Source organism: Pseudomonas sp. RP-B7 (assembly GCF_059803535.1).
Genome location: NZ_JAPFHC010000013.1, coordinates 23,074 through 36,527, shown reverse-complemented (window position 1 = coordinate 36,527; position 13,454 = coordinate 23,074). Strand labels below are relative to the sequence as shown.

General features: G+C 60.4%; 14 protein-coding genes. 12 read left to right on the top strand and 2 right to left on the bottom strand.

Annotated elements, in window-relative coordinates; all coding sequences use genetic code 11:
• The first annotated feature begins 127 nt into the window (after positions 1–127).
• A complete protein-coding gene (locus OPU96_RS14105; RefSeq protein ID WP_192299296.1) occupies positions 128–2,305 on the top strand; it encodes a hypothetical protein in 2,178 nt (725 codons plus the stop codon).
• A 385-nt stretch (positions 2,306–2,690) separates the two neighbouring features.
• Here OPU96_RS14105 and OPU96_RS14100 read toward each other — a convergent pair whose 3' ends face one another.
• Positions 2,691–3,002, bottom strand: coding sequence for a DUF2288 domain-containing protein (locus tag OPU96_RS14100; RefSeq protein WP_192299297.1), 312 nt, complete (start codon positions 3,000–3,002; stop codon positions 2,691–2,693).
• A gap of 355 nt (positions 3,003–3,357) precedes the next feature.
• Here OPU96_RS14100 and OPU96_RS14095 point away from each other — a divergent pair, with 355 nt between their 5' ends.
• From OPU96_RS14095 to OPU96_RS14055, 9 genes are all read left to right on the top strand, one after another.
• Positions 3,358–4,485 (top strand): branched-chain amino acid ABC transporter substrate-binding protein, encoded by a 1,128-nt coding sequence (locus tag OPU96_RS14095; protein WP_226457699.1) that lies wholly within the window; start codon positions 3,358–3,360, stop codon positions 4,483–4,485.
• Between the two features lie 229 nt (positions 4,486–4,714).
• A complete protein-coding gene (gene livH / locus OPU96_RS14090) occupies positions 4,715–5,638 on the top strand; it encodes a high-affinity branched-chain amino acid ABC transporter permease LivH (RefSeq protein ID WP_060753800.1) in 924 nt (307 codons plus the stop codon).
• On the top strand, positions 5,635–6,888 hold the full coding sequence (locus OPU96_RS14085) for a high-affinity branched-chain amino acid ABC transporter permease LivM (RefSeq protein ID WP_305392208.1): 1,254 nt from the start codon (positions 5,635–5,637) through the stop codon (positions 6,886–6,888). Before livH ends, OPU96_RS14085 begins: the two co-directional genes overlap by 4 nt.
• Entirely contained in the window at positions 6,885–7,652 is a 768-nt protein-coding gene (gene livG, locus OPU96_RS14080) for a high-affinity branched-chain amino acid ABC transporter ATP-binding protein LivG (RefSeq protein ID WP_017735934.1), read from the top strand. Before OPU96_RS14085 ends, livG begins: the two co-directional genes overlap by 4 nt.
• A gap of 1 nt (position 7,653) precedes the next feature.
• The gene (locus tag OPU96_RS14075; protein WP_017735935.1) at positions 7,654–8,355 is read left to right on the top strand and encodes an ABC transporter ATP-binding protein; all 702 of its coding nucleotides are present in this window, start codon (positions 7,654–7,656) and stop codon (positions 8,353–8,355) included.
• Positions 8,356–8,615: 260 nt separating this feature from the next.
• Positions 8,616–8,912: a BufA1 family periplasmic bufferin-type metallophore gene (locus tag OPU96_RS14070; RefSeq protein WP_024073886.1), complete on the top strand. Its 297-nt coding sequence runs from the start codon at positions 8,616–8,618 to the stop codon at positions 8,910–8,912.
• Positions 8,913–8,935: 23 nt separating this feature from the next.
• Positions 8,936–9,814, top strand: coding sequence for an MNIO family bufferin maturase (bufB, locus tag OPU96_RS14065; RefSeq protein ID WP_192299301.1), 879 nt, complete (start codon positions 8,936–8,938; stop codon positions 9,812–9,814).
• Positions 9,811–10,587 (top strand): HvfC/BufC N-terminal domain-containing protein, encoded by a 777-nt coding sequence (locus OPU96_RS14060; RefSeq protein WP_498559258.1) that lies wholly within the window; start codon positions 9,811–9,813, stop codon positions 10,585–10,587. Before bufB ends, OPU96_RS14060 begins: the two co-directional genes overlap by 4 nt.
• Positions 10,584–11,069 (top strand): DoxX family protein, encoded by a 486-nt coding sequence (locus OPU96_RS14055; protein ID WP_226457697.1) that lies wholly within the window; start codon positions 10,584–10,586, stop codon positions 11,067–11,069. The genes OPU96_RS14060 and OPU96_RS14055 overlap by 4 nt, the downstream gene beginning before the upstream one ends.
• On the opposite strand, the gene OPU96_RS14050 is transcribed toward OPU96_RS14055, so the two are convergent.
• Positions 11,066–11,974, bottom strand: a complete 909-nt coding sequence (locus OPU96_RS14050; protein ID WP_226457696.1) for a LysR family transcriptional regulator — start codon at positions 11,972–11,974, stop codon at positions 11,066–11,068. The two genes, OPU96_RS14055 and OPU96_RS14050, sit on opposite strands and share 4 nt — an antisense overlap.
• A 106-nt stretch (positions 11,975–12,080) precedes the next feature.
• Here OPU96_RS14050 and OPU96_RS14045 point away from each other — a divergent pair, with 106 nt between their 5' ends.
• Both OPU96_RS14045 and OPU96_RS14040 read left to right on the top strand, forming a co-directional pair.
• Complete coding sequence (locus OPU96_RS14045; RefSeq protein ID WP_226457695.1) at positions 12,081–12,680, top strand: short chain dehydrogenase; 600 nt, start codon at positions 12,081–12,083, stop codon at positions 12,678–12,680.
• Positions 12,681–12,775: 95 nt separating this feature from the next.
• Positions 12,776–13,447 (top strand): COG3650 family protein, encoded by a 672-nt coding sequence (locus tag OPU96_RS14040; protein WP_498559257.1) that lies wholly within the window; start codon positions 12,776–12,778, stop codon positions 13,445–13,447.
• Positions 13,448–13,454: the final 7 nt, after the last annotated feature.

Here is a 13,454-nt window from a genome sequence, read left to right as displayed (position 1 = left end):
GTTTTCCCTTGAGAACGCAGGGTTAATTTTCACATCCCGGACGAAGACGCGCTGCAAAGTCGCGAACTCCCATTCAGTGATGGCTCCTTGAAATTCTCCAGCCATCCGTCCAGGTACATGGCGCCCAATGACTTCCAAAAATAACTCTGCCACCGTGGTCCCCGACGTGTTGCCGACAGCACCTGTGGAAAAATCCCCAGGTTCAAAGTCATTGAGCAGCGCCCGCCCGCTGGCCACCCAGCAATACCTGTACTTCACCGAAACCAACACCGACCGCATCCTCGACAACCTCGACGGCCTGCGCGACATGGTGTTCCCACGCCTGCCCCAGCAGGAAGGCGACGGCGACCCGCGCAACGAGCAAGAATTTCCTTCGGTCTGCCTGATCGGCCTGGGGCGCTGCGGTTCGAACATCGCGCTGGACGTGGCCGAGCTGGTGTACAACGCGCGCAAGTTCTACCTGAATGAGTTCAGTAACGAAGACAAATCGGCGGACAAGGGCTACAGCCCGGCGCAGTGGATCCGCAACAACCTGCGCCTGGGCGGCGGCAAGGCCAGCAAGCCGGTGTTCCTGGTGGAACCGCTGGTGATGCTCGGCGACCTGGACAAGGACATCGCCGGGCGCATCCGCTTCTCGCGCAAGGGTGAAAAAAGCGGGTTCCTGCGCGACTACAGCAAAATGAAAATCATGGACCTGTCGGAGGTGCATGCCGGTGGCGCGGGTAACGCGCCGATCCTCGGCCAGTACCTGGCCAAGATCATCCTCAACAAAGATACCCAGCGCTTTTCCAGCCCCGACTGGAAAATGATCCACTCGTACCTGATCGACTCCTGCGGCATCAAGGCCAACCAATCGCGCCTGTACTTCTCGATCTTCAGCGCCGGCGGCGGCACAGGTTCAGGCATGGCCTCGGAATTCGGCCTGGCCCAGCAACACTCGTACATGAACAAGACCTTCGACACCAAGCCCGCCGACGAGCACGACAGCAAGAGCGGCCACGCGTTTGTGTTCGAGCCGATCTTCACCAGCGGCATCTGCGTGCTGCCGAACATCTCCGACCACCGCAGCGAAATGTCCGAGGCACTGCATATCAACGCCGGGCGTTTGCTCTGCAAGTATCTGTCGGAAGAATGGGATTTCTCATACAACTTCGCCAATGAAGACAGCAGCGAGGCCAGCGTGAAGGGGCGAATCCGCCCATGGAACGCGATGATGCTGATCTCCAACGACATCATGCGCTACGCCGAAGAGAGCGATGACGGCAACATCCAGAACATTGACGTCAATGCCATGGAAAAACACGCCAACCAGTATATTTCCCAGCAGATCTTCAACATCCTCACCGCCCAGGCGGTGACCACCGACTACGACCAGAACTACTTCCGCCGCGCCGGTATCGACATCGGCGAGACCATCCGCCTGGATGCCAACGACCTGTTTATGAGTCTGGCCGGGCCGGTGGCGATTGCCTACGCCGAGTCGGTGGTGCCGGAAACCCCGGCGCCGTCCAACGACAAGTTCAAGGTGTTCGACAAAGAACCGCAGCGCCTGAACATCGATGACCTGTTCTTCCGCTCCATCGACCTGCCGCACTTCAACAAGGTCACCCAGGCCATCGAAGGCATCAGCTTGCTGCCGATTGAATCCAAGCGCTACAGAGCGTCCCTGGAGCAGTACAAGAACTCCGGCTACGACGCTGCGGCGTTGCACGACCTGCACTTCTTCAAGAACTGCTCGTCGGTGGTGTCGATCGTCTCGCTGCCCAAGGACTACAAACTGTCCTACATGGACCTCAACCGGCTCAAGACCCACCTCAACAGCCTGTTCCCCAATACCACGCTCAAGCGCTATGCCCTGGTGATCGGCGCCTCGGCCAACCTGTCGCTGACCACCTTGATCGCCAAGAGCCCATGCCTGTCGGACGACTTCCTGACCTTGATCGTGGCGTTTATCAAACGCTGCTTTGCGCGCAACCCATACCGCTTCGACGAGACGCTGGACAACTCGATCCTGGACTTCATCATCCACGAGGACTTCGACGAAGACCGCATCGACGAGTTGCTCAACGAGTTTGAAAACCCGGCGAAGATCCTCGATACCAACTGGTACGCGATCAAGCCGATGTATGAGAAGAAGTACCGCGAACTGATCAACGACAAAGAGAAATTCGTGTCGATCAATGACATCCGTCTGTCGCGGGACTGTGTGAAGAAGGCGATCAAGTACCTGCGCGAGATCTACCGTCACCGCATCGGCAAGACCAAGGTTATTTCGTTGAATAACCACACAGGTAAAACGGCCTGAGGCCTTGAGACGGCGCCCATCGGCGCCGTCGTTGTTTCAGAGTGCCATGCGCTGGCGCTGCCAGGCCTATGGCATGGGTTTGACGCGCTCTACCGTGCCGGCTGAAAAAGTACGCCGGCATGGCGTGGAAGAAACGTTTTGCCGCGTAGAAGTGGTGCACGAACTTCCTTGCTTCACCGCTTCACACAGATTTATCTGATAGATACCCGCCGTTTATTCACACCAAGAAACAATTCACCCGCGCTTTTGGCCGCGAGAAAACTGTTCCCATGACGTGCACGTCACCCTGCGCTGTGACCTTTCTCTACGGCAACATGCCATCACGGCGTCAGCGGTTACTCCGCTACACACTTCCTTCGGCGAAAAACACGCACCTTTTTGGTGCCTAGCTTTCTTGTGCTGCCCTTTCCTGGATCAGAATCCACGGCGAAACCACCACCGCCCATAGGCTTGGATCACGTTCCACCAGGTCCAATGCCCGCGTCGCAGACACTTCGCCCAGGCTCCCCGAGGCCAGCCAGGAGGCGACTTTGTCACGGTTATCTTCGGCCATTCCTTCGGCGGCCTCGATCAAATCCAGGCCGGCGTCGACCCACAATAGGGCACCCTTGGCAAAGAACGGTTCAAGCTCCTTCCAGGAAATTTCGGCGGTTTCACCGAGCAGCTTGGCATAGAGGGTGCTAGGTTCTTGCGTCATGGGAATTCACCTGAGTAAAAAATCGGCGCAATCATAACGTCGAGGCTTTCGCATAAAAAGCCAGGCAGAAAAACCCAGTTGCAAATGAGTCATCGATAGAAAGTGTCAGAAAAGCCAAGGATTGCCCGAAACTCTGGCATCAACCCGCCGCGATTCTGTCTTTTTCTTTCATTTAAGCGACATGCCCGGGTTTTGCCCCCAGCAGCCAGCTTTTCAAGCGATCAACCGGCGCTCTACACTGTACCGGTACAGTTGCCAGGCCGCTGCCGGGGGGATGTCCGAGATATCCGATCCGGTTCTGCAGCTCACAAGGCCGCTAGAACTATAAAAAATACAACAGCAAGAGTGGAGCACTATGAATAAGGCTACTAAGCAGATTTCCAAACTGTTTGCCGCTATGGTCCTGGCTGGGGTTGCCGGCCATTCGTTTGCAGCCGACACCATCAAGATCGGCATCGCCGGCCCGAAGACCGGCCCGGTTACGCAATACGGCGACATGCAGTTCGTAGGCGCAAAACAAGCGATCAAAGACATCAATGCCAAGGGCGGCGTCGATGGCAAGATGCTTGAAGCCAAGGAATACGATGACGCTTGCGATCCAAAACAAGCCGTTGCCGTAGCCAACAAAGTGGTCAACGATGGCGTCAAGTTCGTGGTCGGTCACCTCTGCTCCAGCTCCACTCAGCCAGCGTCGGACATCTATGAAGACGAAGGCGTCATCATGATCACCCCGGCCGCTACCAGCCCGGACATCACCGCCCGTGGCTACAAGCTGGTCTTCCGCACCATCGGCCTGGACAGCGCCCAGGGCCCAGCGGCCGGCAACTACATCGCCGACCACGTGAAGCCGAAAGTCGTTGCCGTACTGCACGACAAACAGCAATACGGTGAAGGCATCGCCACCGCCGTCAAACAGACCCTTGAGAAGAAAGGCACCAAGGTTGCCGTCTTCGAAGGCCTGAACGCCGGCGACAAAGACTTCTCCTCGATCATCCAGAAGCTCAAGCAAGCCAACGTCGACTTCGTCTACTACGGCGGCTACCACCCAGAGCTGGGCCTGATCCTGCGCCAAGCCCAGGAAAAAGGCCTGAAAGCCAAGTTCATGGGTCCGGAAGGCGTCGGCAACGACTCCATCTCGCAAATCGCCCAAGGCGCTTCCGAAGGCCTGCTGGTCACCCTGCCGAAATCGTTCGACGCCGAGCCTGAGAACAAAGCCATCGTTGACGCCATCAAGGCTGACGGCAAGGACCCAAGCGGCCCGTTCGTGTTCCCGGCCTACTCCGCCGTTGAGCTGATCGCCGGCGGTATCGCTGCCGCGAAGAGCGAAGACACCGCCAAAGTGGCAGCCGCCATCCACGCGGGCACGTTCAAGACCCCTACCGGCGACCTGAGCTTTGACGCCAAGGGCGACCTGAAGGACTTCAAGTTCGTGGTCTACGAATGGCACTTCGGCAAACCAAAAACCGAAGTTTCCCCTCAGTAAGCCAGGCGTTACTGGTCCAACAAGCCCACTGTGAAAGCAGTGGGCTTTGTTTTACGAGGTTTATGGGCCTGTCACCCGCGATCCGGGCGCTGGCTCACCTGAAAATCTTAAAACCGTCACCAGCGGTTCGCTGGCAAACGCTTCGTGCAAATGTGCTCATAGAACACAGCGCGGGGCCGGAACATGACTCCACCAGTGAAATGCGTATCGGGTTTTTAGGAGCGCTGTAATGCCTGAGATCTATCATTTTTTCCAACAGCTGGTTAATGGCCTGACCATTGGCAGCACCTATGCCTTGATAGCCATTGGCTACACAATGGTTTACGGCATCATTGGAATGATCAACTTCGCCCATGGCGAGGTGTACATGATTGGTTCCTACGTGGCCTTTATCGCCCTTGCCGGGCTGGCCATGATGGGGATCCACTCCCTGCCGCTGTTGATGACCGCCGCGTTTATCGCGTCAATCGTTGTAACCAGTGCCTACGGCTACAGTATCGAGCGTGTTGCCTATCGTCCCTTGCGTGGCAGCAACCGTTTGATCCCGTTGATTTCCGCCATCGGCATGTCGATTTTCCTACAGAACACCGTATTGCTGTCCCAGGATTCCAAGGATAAATCCATCCCCAACCTGATCCCTGGGAGCTTCTCCTTCGGCCCGGGCGGCGCGGAGGAAGTGCTGATTTCCTACATGCAGATCCTGGTCTTCGTCGTCACCCTGGTGGCCATGCTGGGCCTGACCCTGTTCATCTCCCGCTCCCGTCTGGGGCGCGCCTGCCGGGCCTGCGCCGAAGACATCAAGATGGCCAACCTGCTGGGCATCAATACCAACAACATCATCGCCCTGACCTTCGTGATCGGTGCCGCGCTGGCAGCGGTCGCGGCGGTGCTGCTGAGCATGCAGTACGGCGTGATCAACCCCAACGCCGGTTTCCTGGTAGGCCTCAAGGCCTTTACCGCAGCGGTATTGGGCGGCATCGGCAGTATCCCGGGCGCGATGCTCGGTGGCCTGGTGCTGGGTGTGGCCGAAGCCTTTGGCGCCGACATCTTCGGCGACCAGTACAAGGACGTCGTGGCGTTCGGCCTGTTGGTTCTGGTGCTGTTGTTCCGTCCGACCGGCATTCTGGGCCGTCCGGAGGTTGAGAAAGTATGAGCAGATATCTTAAATCGGCGTTCTTCAGCGCCCTGCTGGTGTGGGCCGTGGCCTTTCCGGTACTCGGCCTCAAGCTGAGCATTGTCGGCATCAACCTGGAAGTGCATGGCACCGGTCCCGTGACCCTGACCATCATCGCCTTGTGTTCGGTGCTGATGTTCCTGCGCGTGTTGTTCACCCAACAGGTCGGTGCCTTGTTCAAGGGCAACCGTGGGCCGTTGGTATCGCCCAAGGTCAGCCAATTCCTGACCCTGCCGCGTACCCAGCGCTACATCATCATCGCGTTGATCATCGCCGCATTGATCTGGCCGTTCTTCGGCTCGCGCGGCGCCGTCGACATCGCCACCCTGATCCTGATCTACGTGTTGCTGGGCCTGGGCCTGAACATCGTGGTGGGCCTGGCCGGTCTGCTCGACCTCGGTTATGTGGGTTTCTATGCGGTGGGTGCCTACACCTACGCGCTGCTCTCGCACTACCTGGGCTGGAGCTTCTGGATCTGCCTGCCACTGGCGGGCATGGCGGCGGCGACGTTCGGCTTCCTGCTGGGCTTCCCGGTATTGCGCTTGCGCGGTGACTACCTGGCGATCGTGACCTTGGGCTTCGGGGAAATCATCCGACTGTTCCTGCGTAACCTGACCGACATCACCGGTGGCCCGAACGGCATCAGCAGCATCCCCAAGCCGACCTTCTTCGGGCTGACGTTCGACCGCAGCGCCGCAGAAGGCATGCAGACCTTCCACGAGTATTTCGGGATCGATTACAACCCGGTAAGCAAAGTGGTGTTCCTGTACCTGGTGGCGCTGTTGCTGGCGTTGGCGGCCTTGTTCGTGATCAACCGTTTGCTGCGCATGCCGATCGGCCGTGCGTGGGAAGCGTTGCGCGAAGATGAGATCGCCTGCCGTGCCCTGGGCCTGAACCCGACCATCATCAAGCTCTCCGCCTTCACCCTGGGTGCTGCGTTCGCCGGTTTCGCCGGCAGCTTCTTCGCCGCGCGCCAAGGCCTGGTCACCCCGGAGTCATTCACCTTTATCGAGTCGGCGATCATCCTCGCCATCGTGGTACTGGGTGGCATGGGCTCGCAGTTGGGCGTCATTCTGGCGGCAATCGTGATGATCCTGCTGCCGGAAATGATGCGTGAGTTCAGCGAATACCGCATGTTGATGTTCGGCGCCATGATGGTGCTGATGATGATCTGGCGTCCTCAAGGCCTGCTCCCTATGCAACGTCCACACATGGAGCTGCGCAAATGAGCCGCGAGATCCTGAAGGTTGAAAACTTGAGCATGCGCTTCGGCGGCTTGCTGGCGGTCAACGGCGTGGCCCTGACCGTGAAAGAGAAACAGGTGGTTGCATTGATCGGCCCCAACGGCGCCGGCAAGACCACGGTGTTCAACTGCCTCACCGGTTTCTACAAGCCGAGCGGTGGCAGCATCCTGCTGGACGGCCAGCCGATCCAGGGCCTGGCCGGTCACGAGATCGCCCGCAAGGGCGTGGTGCGGACCTTCCAGAACGTGCGCCTGTTCAAGGACATGACAGCGGTCGAGAACCTGCTGATCGCCCAGCACCGTCACTTGAACACCAACTTCCTGGCGGGCCTGTTCAAGACCCCGGCGTTCCGCAAGAGCGAGCGCGAAGCCATGGAATTTGCCGCGTACTGGCTGGACAAGGTCAACCTGACCGAGTTCGCCAACCGCCCTGCCGGCACCCTGGCCTATGGTCAGCAACGTCGCCTGGAAATCGCCCGTTGCATGATGACCCGCCCGCGCATCCTCATGCTCGACGAACCGGCTGCCGGCCTGAACCCCAAGGAAACCGAAGACCTCAAGGCGCTGATCAGTGTGCTGCGTGAGGAACACAACGTCACCGTGCTGTTGATCGAACACGACATGAAACTGGTCATGAGCATTTCCGATCACATCGTGGTGATCAACCAGGGCACGCCGCTGGCCGACGGGACGCCGGAGCAGATCCGCGACAACCCGGAAGTGATCAAAGCCTATTTGGGGGAAGCGTAAAATGCTGCAATTCGAAAACGTTTCCACTTTCTACGGCAAGATCCAGGCCCTGCACAGCGTCAACGTGGAAGTGCGCCAAGGTGAGATCGTCACGCTGATCGGCGCCAACGGTGCCGGCAAGTCGACCCTGCTGATGACCCTGTGCGGTTCGCCGCAAGCCCACAGCGGCAGCATCCGCTACATGGGTGAGGAACTGGTGGGCCTGCAATCGTCGCAGATCATGCGCAAAAGCATCGCGGTGGTGCCGGAAGGTCGTCGGGTATTTTCCCGCCTGACCGTGGAAGAGAACCTGGCCATGGGCGGGTTCTTTACCGACAAGGGCGACTTCCAGGAACAGATGGACAAGGTGCTGCACCTTTTCCCTCGGCTCAAGGAGCGCTTCAGCCAGCGCGGCGGCACCATGTCCGGCGGCGAGCAGCAAATGCTCGCCATCGGTCGGGCGCTGATGAGCAAGCCCAAGTTGCTGCTGCTCGACGAACCGTCCCTGGGCCTGGCACCGATCATCATCCAGCAGATCTTCGACATCATCGAACAGCTGCGCAAGGACGGTGTAACGGTGTTCCTGGTGGAGCAGAACGCCAACCAGGCCCTGAAAATCGCCGACCGTGCCTATGTGCTGGAGAACGGCCGGGTGGTGATGGAAGGTTCGGGTGAGCAATTGCTGACCGATCCCAAGGTGCGTGAGGCGTACCTGGGCGGTTAACCACCGGTTGCAGCACGAACCGGGTCAAAAAATGTGGGAGCGGGCTTGCTCGCGAATGCGGTGGATCAGCCAAGTATCTGTTGGCTGGCACGCCGCTTTCGCGAGCAAGCCCGCTCCCACATTTGCGTTGTGTGTTTCTTTGAATCCGATGAGACCCGAAATTATTTTGGGTGGGTTTGTAACGGATTACCCCCTCCTGTCTCTAGTGGTGCAAGCAGGCAATCAAGCCCGCCAACTCAACCCACTGCTGGAGATTCACCATGACCACCAAACTGTCCGCTGCCACCCTCGTCCTGGCCCTCGGTTCCGCCCTGAGCCTGTCCGCGCTGACCACCACCGCCCACGCCGCTGACGATATGCAGAAATGTTTCGGCGTCGCTGAAGCCGGTAAAAACGACTGTGCCGCAGGCGCTGGCACGTCCTGCGCTGGCACCTCGAAAACCAAGGACCAGGCCAACGCCTGGAAGCTGGTCCCCGCTGGCACCTGCACCCAAACCCCAAGCTCCACCTCGCCGACCGGTTTCGGCCAGGAAGCGGCCTTCACCGCCAAGTCCTGAAACCCTGGGCCGCCTGAGTACTGATGATGATTCTTTCATCCCTGCACCCCGCCTCCCAGGCTCAGGCGCCCGGCCTTCCGCGCCGGGCCGGGCTGGGGCTCAAGCACGAGCACTTGAGCGAAGTGCTTGAGACCACCCCCGACATCGGTTTTTTTGAAGTGCACGCCGAAAACTACATGGTCGCCGGCGGGCCCTTTCATCACTACCTGGGATTGATCCGCGCGCAGTACCCGCTGTCGTTGCACGGCGTGGGCCTATCCATCGGCGGCGAAGGCCCCCTGGACCCTGCGCACCTGGCACGCCTGGCCACGCTGATCGAGCGCTATCAACCCCAGTCCTTTTCCGAACACCTGGCCTGGTCGAGCCATGGCCCGGTGTTTCTCCATGACCTGCTGCCCCTGGCCTACGACGCCGCCACCCTCAAGCGTGTGTGCGAACATGTTGACCAGGTCCAAAGCGCGCTCAAGCGCCCGATGCTGCTGGAGAATCCGTCGACCTACCTGCAATTCCAGCGCTCGACCCTGGATGAGACCGACTTCATCAGCGAAATCGTCCGCCGCACCGGCTGTGGTTTGTTGCTGGACGTCAACAACGTCTACGTGTCGTGCATCAATCACCAGCGCGAGCCACTGGCCTACATCGACGCGTTACCGCTGCACGCCGTCGGTGAGATTCATCTGGCTGGTTTTGCCGAAGACACTGACAGCCTCGGCGAACGCCTACTGATCGATGATCACGGCGCGCCCATCGATAACGCCGTATGGCAGTTGTACGAAAGTGTACTGACACGCACCGGACCGGTCGCCACATTGATCGAACGCGACAATCAGGTACCGGCCTTCAGCGTGCTGCAAGCCGAAGCCCGGCACGCGGACTGGCACCTGTCGCAGGTCAGCCCATGAGCCTGCACGCCGATTTTGCCGCCGCCTTGCTGGCCCCCGAAGCAACCTGCCCCGACGGCCTGTTCAGCCGTAACGGCGCCGACCCCGCCAGCCGCTTCGCGGTGTATCGCAACAATGTACACAGCGCGTTGATCAACGCGCTGGCCACCGCGTACCCCGTGACCCTGCAACTGGTGGGCGACAGGTTTTTCCGCGCCATGGCCGGCCTCTACCTACAGAGCTGCCCACCCACCAGCCCGTTGATGTGCGAGTACGGCAGTACGCTCGCCGACTTCATCCAGGGTTTCGAACCGGCGGCCAGCGTGCCCTACCTGGCGGATATGGCACGGCTGGAACGCTTGCGGGTCTGCGCGTATCACGCGGCCGACCATGCGCCGCTGGCCCCTCAAGCGCTACTCCAGGCCCTGCAAGACCAAGCCGACCTGGGGGCGCTGCGCGTGCAACTGCATCCGTCCGTGACCACGCTGGCTAGCGCGTATGCGCTGGTGGCGATGTGGGCCGCGCATCAGGCAGAGGGTGGCGTAGGCACCCTGGACCCCTGGCATGCCCAGAGTGCCCTGGTATTGCGCCAAGGCCTGGAGGTCAAGGTGTTCGCCATCGACCCTGGATCGCTGGCCTTTATCGACCGCCTGGGCCACGGCTTGCCTTTGCAGAGGGCCGTGGAGTGCGCCCTGGAGGCCAACGCTGAATTCGACCTGCACCAATGCCTGACGCTGCTGATCAGCCACCAGGCCATCATTCATTTGCATCTGGACCAAAAGGTATCGCCATGAACACCTCCGCACCGTGCCTGGTAAGACGGGTCATTCAACTATTCGAAAAAATCCCCTACAGCCTGATCGCCTTCATCGCACGGTTTTCCATCGCCGCGGTGTTCTGGAAATCCGGGCAAACCAAGGTCGAGGGCTTTGCCGTGGACCTGATCGGCGGCACCTTCGAGCTGGGTGAGCCACGCCTGGCCGCGTCGACCTTGCCGCTGTTTCGCAGCGAATACCACGTGCCGTTGCTGTCGCCGGAGGTGGCCGCACATATGGCGGCGTTTGCCGAGCATTTTTTCCCGGTGCTGATTCTGGTCGGGTTCGCCACGCGATTCTCGGCCCTGGCGCTGATCGGCATGACCCTGGTCATTCAGCTCTTCGTCTACCCGGACGCCTACCCGACCCACGGCACCTGGATCGCCGTGCTGTTGCTGCTGGTGGCCAAGGGACCGGGACGCTTGTCCATCGACCAGTTGATCGCCCGCCGCTACCACTAAAGCCGGTCGAGGGCCTCGCCGCTGCGCTTGAACCAGTCCACCAGGTAATCGGCCAACACTTGAGTGCGACGCGGCAGGCCGCCTTGATAGGGATGCACCAGGTACATCGGCATGCTCCGCGTCTGAAAGTCGCGCAGGAGCAAGCGCAAGCGCCCGTCAGCCAATTCCGCGGGTAAGACGTAGGACGGCAGACGGGCAATACCGGCCCCGACCAGCGCAGCCTTTTTCAACAGGTTGTAATGATTGGAGGCGAAGGTGCCACTGACCCGCACCCGCAATAATTCGTGCTGCTGGTGGTACAGCCACTCTTCGCGGCCGCTGTAGTGACTGTTGAGCAGGCAGGTGTGGCGGGCCAGATCCGCCGGGGTCTGCGGCTCGCCATGCTGCTCCAGGTAAGCCGGGCTGGCGCAGGTCATCTCATGCCAGGCCAGCAATGGCTTGGCCACCAGGCGCGCGTTTTCGATGGCACCGGAACGCACCCCCAAATCGAAGCCATCCCGCGCCAGATCGCGATAGTTGTTGTTCAGCTCCAGCTCGAGCTGAACTTGCGGGTAGTGCTTGGAAAACTCCAGTAACAAGCCATCAAAGAAGGTTTCGCCCAACGACACCGGAACCGTCATACGCACCGGTCCGACAAGATCGTCTTTGAGCCGCGCCAATGCCTGACGGGCGCGGTCGACCTGGACCACCAGCGCCTGGGCTTGGGGCAGCAGCGCCGCGCCGGCCGCGGTGAGGCTGAGCTTGCGCGTGGTGCGATGCAGCAACACGACCGAGTACTGCGTTTCCAACTGGCTGATGCGCTTGGACAGTTGCCCCTTGCTACAGCCCAACTGCTCCGCCGCCACGGTGAAACTGCCGGCTTCGATCAACACGGCAAAGGCCGCCAGGTCATCCATCTCGCTCATGGATTGTTTCCAAAAGAAAACCAAAGGTTGCCTATTAGCACGTTTATCCAGGGAAAAAGCCACTCTAGACTGAACCCTCACTTACCCCCACTGGAGGAACAGCACCATGAAAATCCTATTGATTGGCGCCAGCGGTACCGTCGGCTCGGCAGTCAAGAGCGAACTGGCGCAGCGTCACGAAGTGATCAGCATCGGCCGCACCAGCGGTGACTTTCAGGTGGACATCAGCGACAGCGCCTCAATCCGCAAGCTGTTCGAGCAGACCGGCAAGTTCGACGCGCTGGTCTGCGCCGCCGGCAGCGTGAAGTTCGCGGCACTGGGTGAAATGAGCGACGCCGACTTTGAACTGGGCCTGCGCGACAAACTGATGGGCCAGGTCAACCTGCTGCTGATCGGCCGCGAGTACGCCAACGACGGCGCGTCGTTCACCTTTACCAGCGGCATCCTCAACCGCGACCCGATCCGCACGGGGGCATCGGCGGCGCTGGTCAACGGTGCGCTGGATGCGTTCGTCAAAGCAGCGGCAATCGAATTGCCACGGGGCCTGCGCGTCAATTCTGTAAGTCCTACGGTACTGGTGGAAGCGATGGGCAGCTACGCGCCTTACTTCCGCGGCTTCAAACCGGCGGCGGGAGCAGATGTGGCGTTGGCCTACGCCAAAAGCGTCGAGGGCTTGCAGACCGGTCAGACCTTTATCGTGGGCTGATCTTCACGTCTGTCAGAATCGCCTGAAGCTGGCAGGCGGGCTTGTGATGCGGCGCCAGCCTGCGTAACGTGGCGGCACTTGTCTGGAGACCCTCTATGCGTGCCGCTCGTACCCTTGCCCTGTTTGCCCTGCTCCCCCTGTTCGCCGCCTGCCAGATGTTCGAAGGCGAGCCGGCCAAGCCGTCGACTGTCGGCCTGACCCGCATGCAGGGCGAACTCACGGCGGTCAACGGCAAGCTGCTGTTCCAGCCGTGCAACGACCAACGCAACTACGTGGTCAACGACACCGGCGGCACCAGCGTCCTGCAGGAAGCCGCCTCCCTGGCCGGCCAGCAAGGCACCTTGTTCGCCGACCTGCGTGGCAAGTTCTCCGGCGTGGCCAGCGGCACCCAGGGCAGCGTCGACCTGCAACAGCTCTACCGCGTGGAGCGTTCGACCTCGGCCTGCAACGACCCGGACTTCAAGCGCATGATCCTGCGCGCCAACGGCCACAAGCCGGCCTGGGCGATGAATGTCACGGCCAAGGGCATGGTGCTGGAGCGCGAAGGCCAGCCGCCACTGGCGGTGCCGTATGTGGAAGAACAGATCGGCGATGGCCGTTTCAACCTGATGACCGAAGCCAACAACCAGCACGTCGAACTGTGGGTAGCCCCGCAACGTTGCGTGGACAGCGTCAGCGGCAGCCTGCAACACATGACCGCCGAATTGCGCGTCAACGGCCAGGTGCAACGCGGTTGCGCGGCGTTTGGCGGCTCGCGCGACGACTGACGCCGCC

Bases quoted from the DNA above. Each gene is read 5' to 3' on its own strand.
- OPU96_RS14100 (WP_192299297.1), bottom strand. From the start codon at position 3,002: ATGACGCAAGAACCTAGCACCCTCTATGCCAAGCTGCTCGGTGAAACC.
- livG (WP_017735934.1), top strand. From the start codon at position 6,885: ATGAGCCGCGAGATCCTGAAGGTTGAAAACTTGAGCATGCGCTTCGGC.
- OPU96_RS14050 (WP_226457696.1), bottom strand. From the start codon at position 11,974: ATGAGCGAGATGGATGACCTGGCGGCCTTTGCCGTGTTGATCGAAGCC.
- OPU96_RS14085 (WP_305392208.1), top strand. From the start codon at position 5,635: ATGAGCAGATATCTTAAATCGGCGTTCTTCAGCGCCCTGCTGGTGTGG.
- OPU96_RS14105 (WP_192299296.1), top strand. From the start codon at position 128: ATGACTTCCAAAAATAACTCTGCCACCGTGGTCCCCGACGTGTTGCCG.
- bufB (WP_192299301.1), top strand. From the start codon at position 8,936: ATGATGATTCTTTCATCCCTGCACCCCGCCTCCCAGGCTCAGGCGCCC.
- OPU96_RS14045 (WP_226457695.1), top strand. From the start codon at position 12,081: ATGAAAATCCTATTGATTGGCGCCAGCGGTACCGTCGGCTCGGCAGTC.
- OPU96_RS14040 (WP_498559257.1), top strand. From the start codon at position 12,776: ATGCGTGCCGCTCGTACCCTTGCCCTGTTTGCCCTGCTCCCCCTGTTC.
- OPU96_RS14060 (WP_498559258.1), top strand. From the start codon at position 9,811: ATGAGCCTGCACGCCGATTTTGCCGCCGCCTTGCTGGCCCCCGAAGCA.
- OPU96_RS14075 (WP_017735935.1), top strand. From the start codon at position 7,654: ATGCTGCAATTCGAAAACGTTTCCACTTTCTACGGCAAGATCCAGGCC.
- livH (WP_060753800.1), top strand. From the start codon at position 4,715: ATGCCTGAGATCTATCATTTTTTCCAACAGCTGGTTAATGGCCTGACC.
- OPU96_RS14070 (WP_024073886.1), top strand. From the start codon at position 8,616: ATGACCACCAAACTGTCCGCTGCCACCCTCGTCCTGGCCCTCGGTTCC.
- OPU96_RS14055 (WP_226457697.1), top strand. From the start codon at position 10,584: ATGAACACCTCCGCACCGTGCCTGGTAAGACGGGTCATTCAACTATTC.
- OPU96_RS14095 (WP_226457699.1), top strand. From the start codon at position 3,358: ATGAATAAGGCTACTAAGCAGATTTCCAAACTGTTTGCCGCTATGGTC.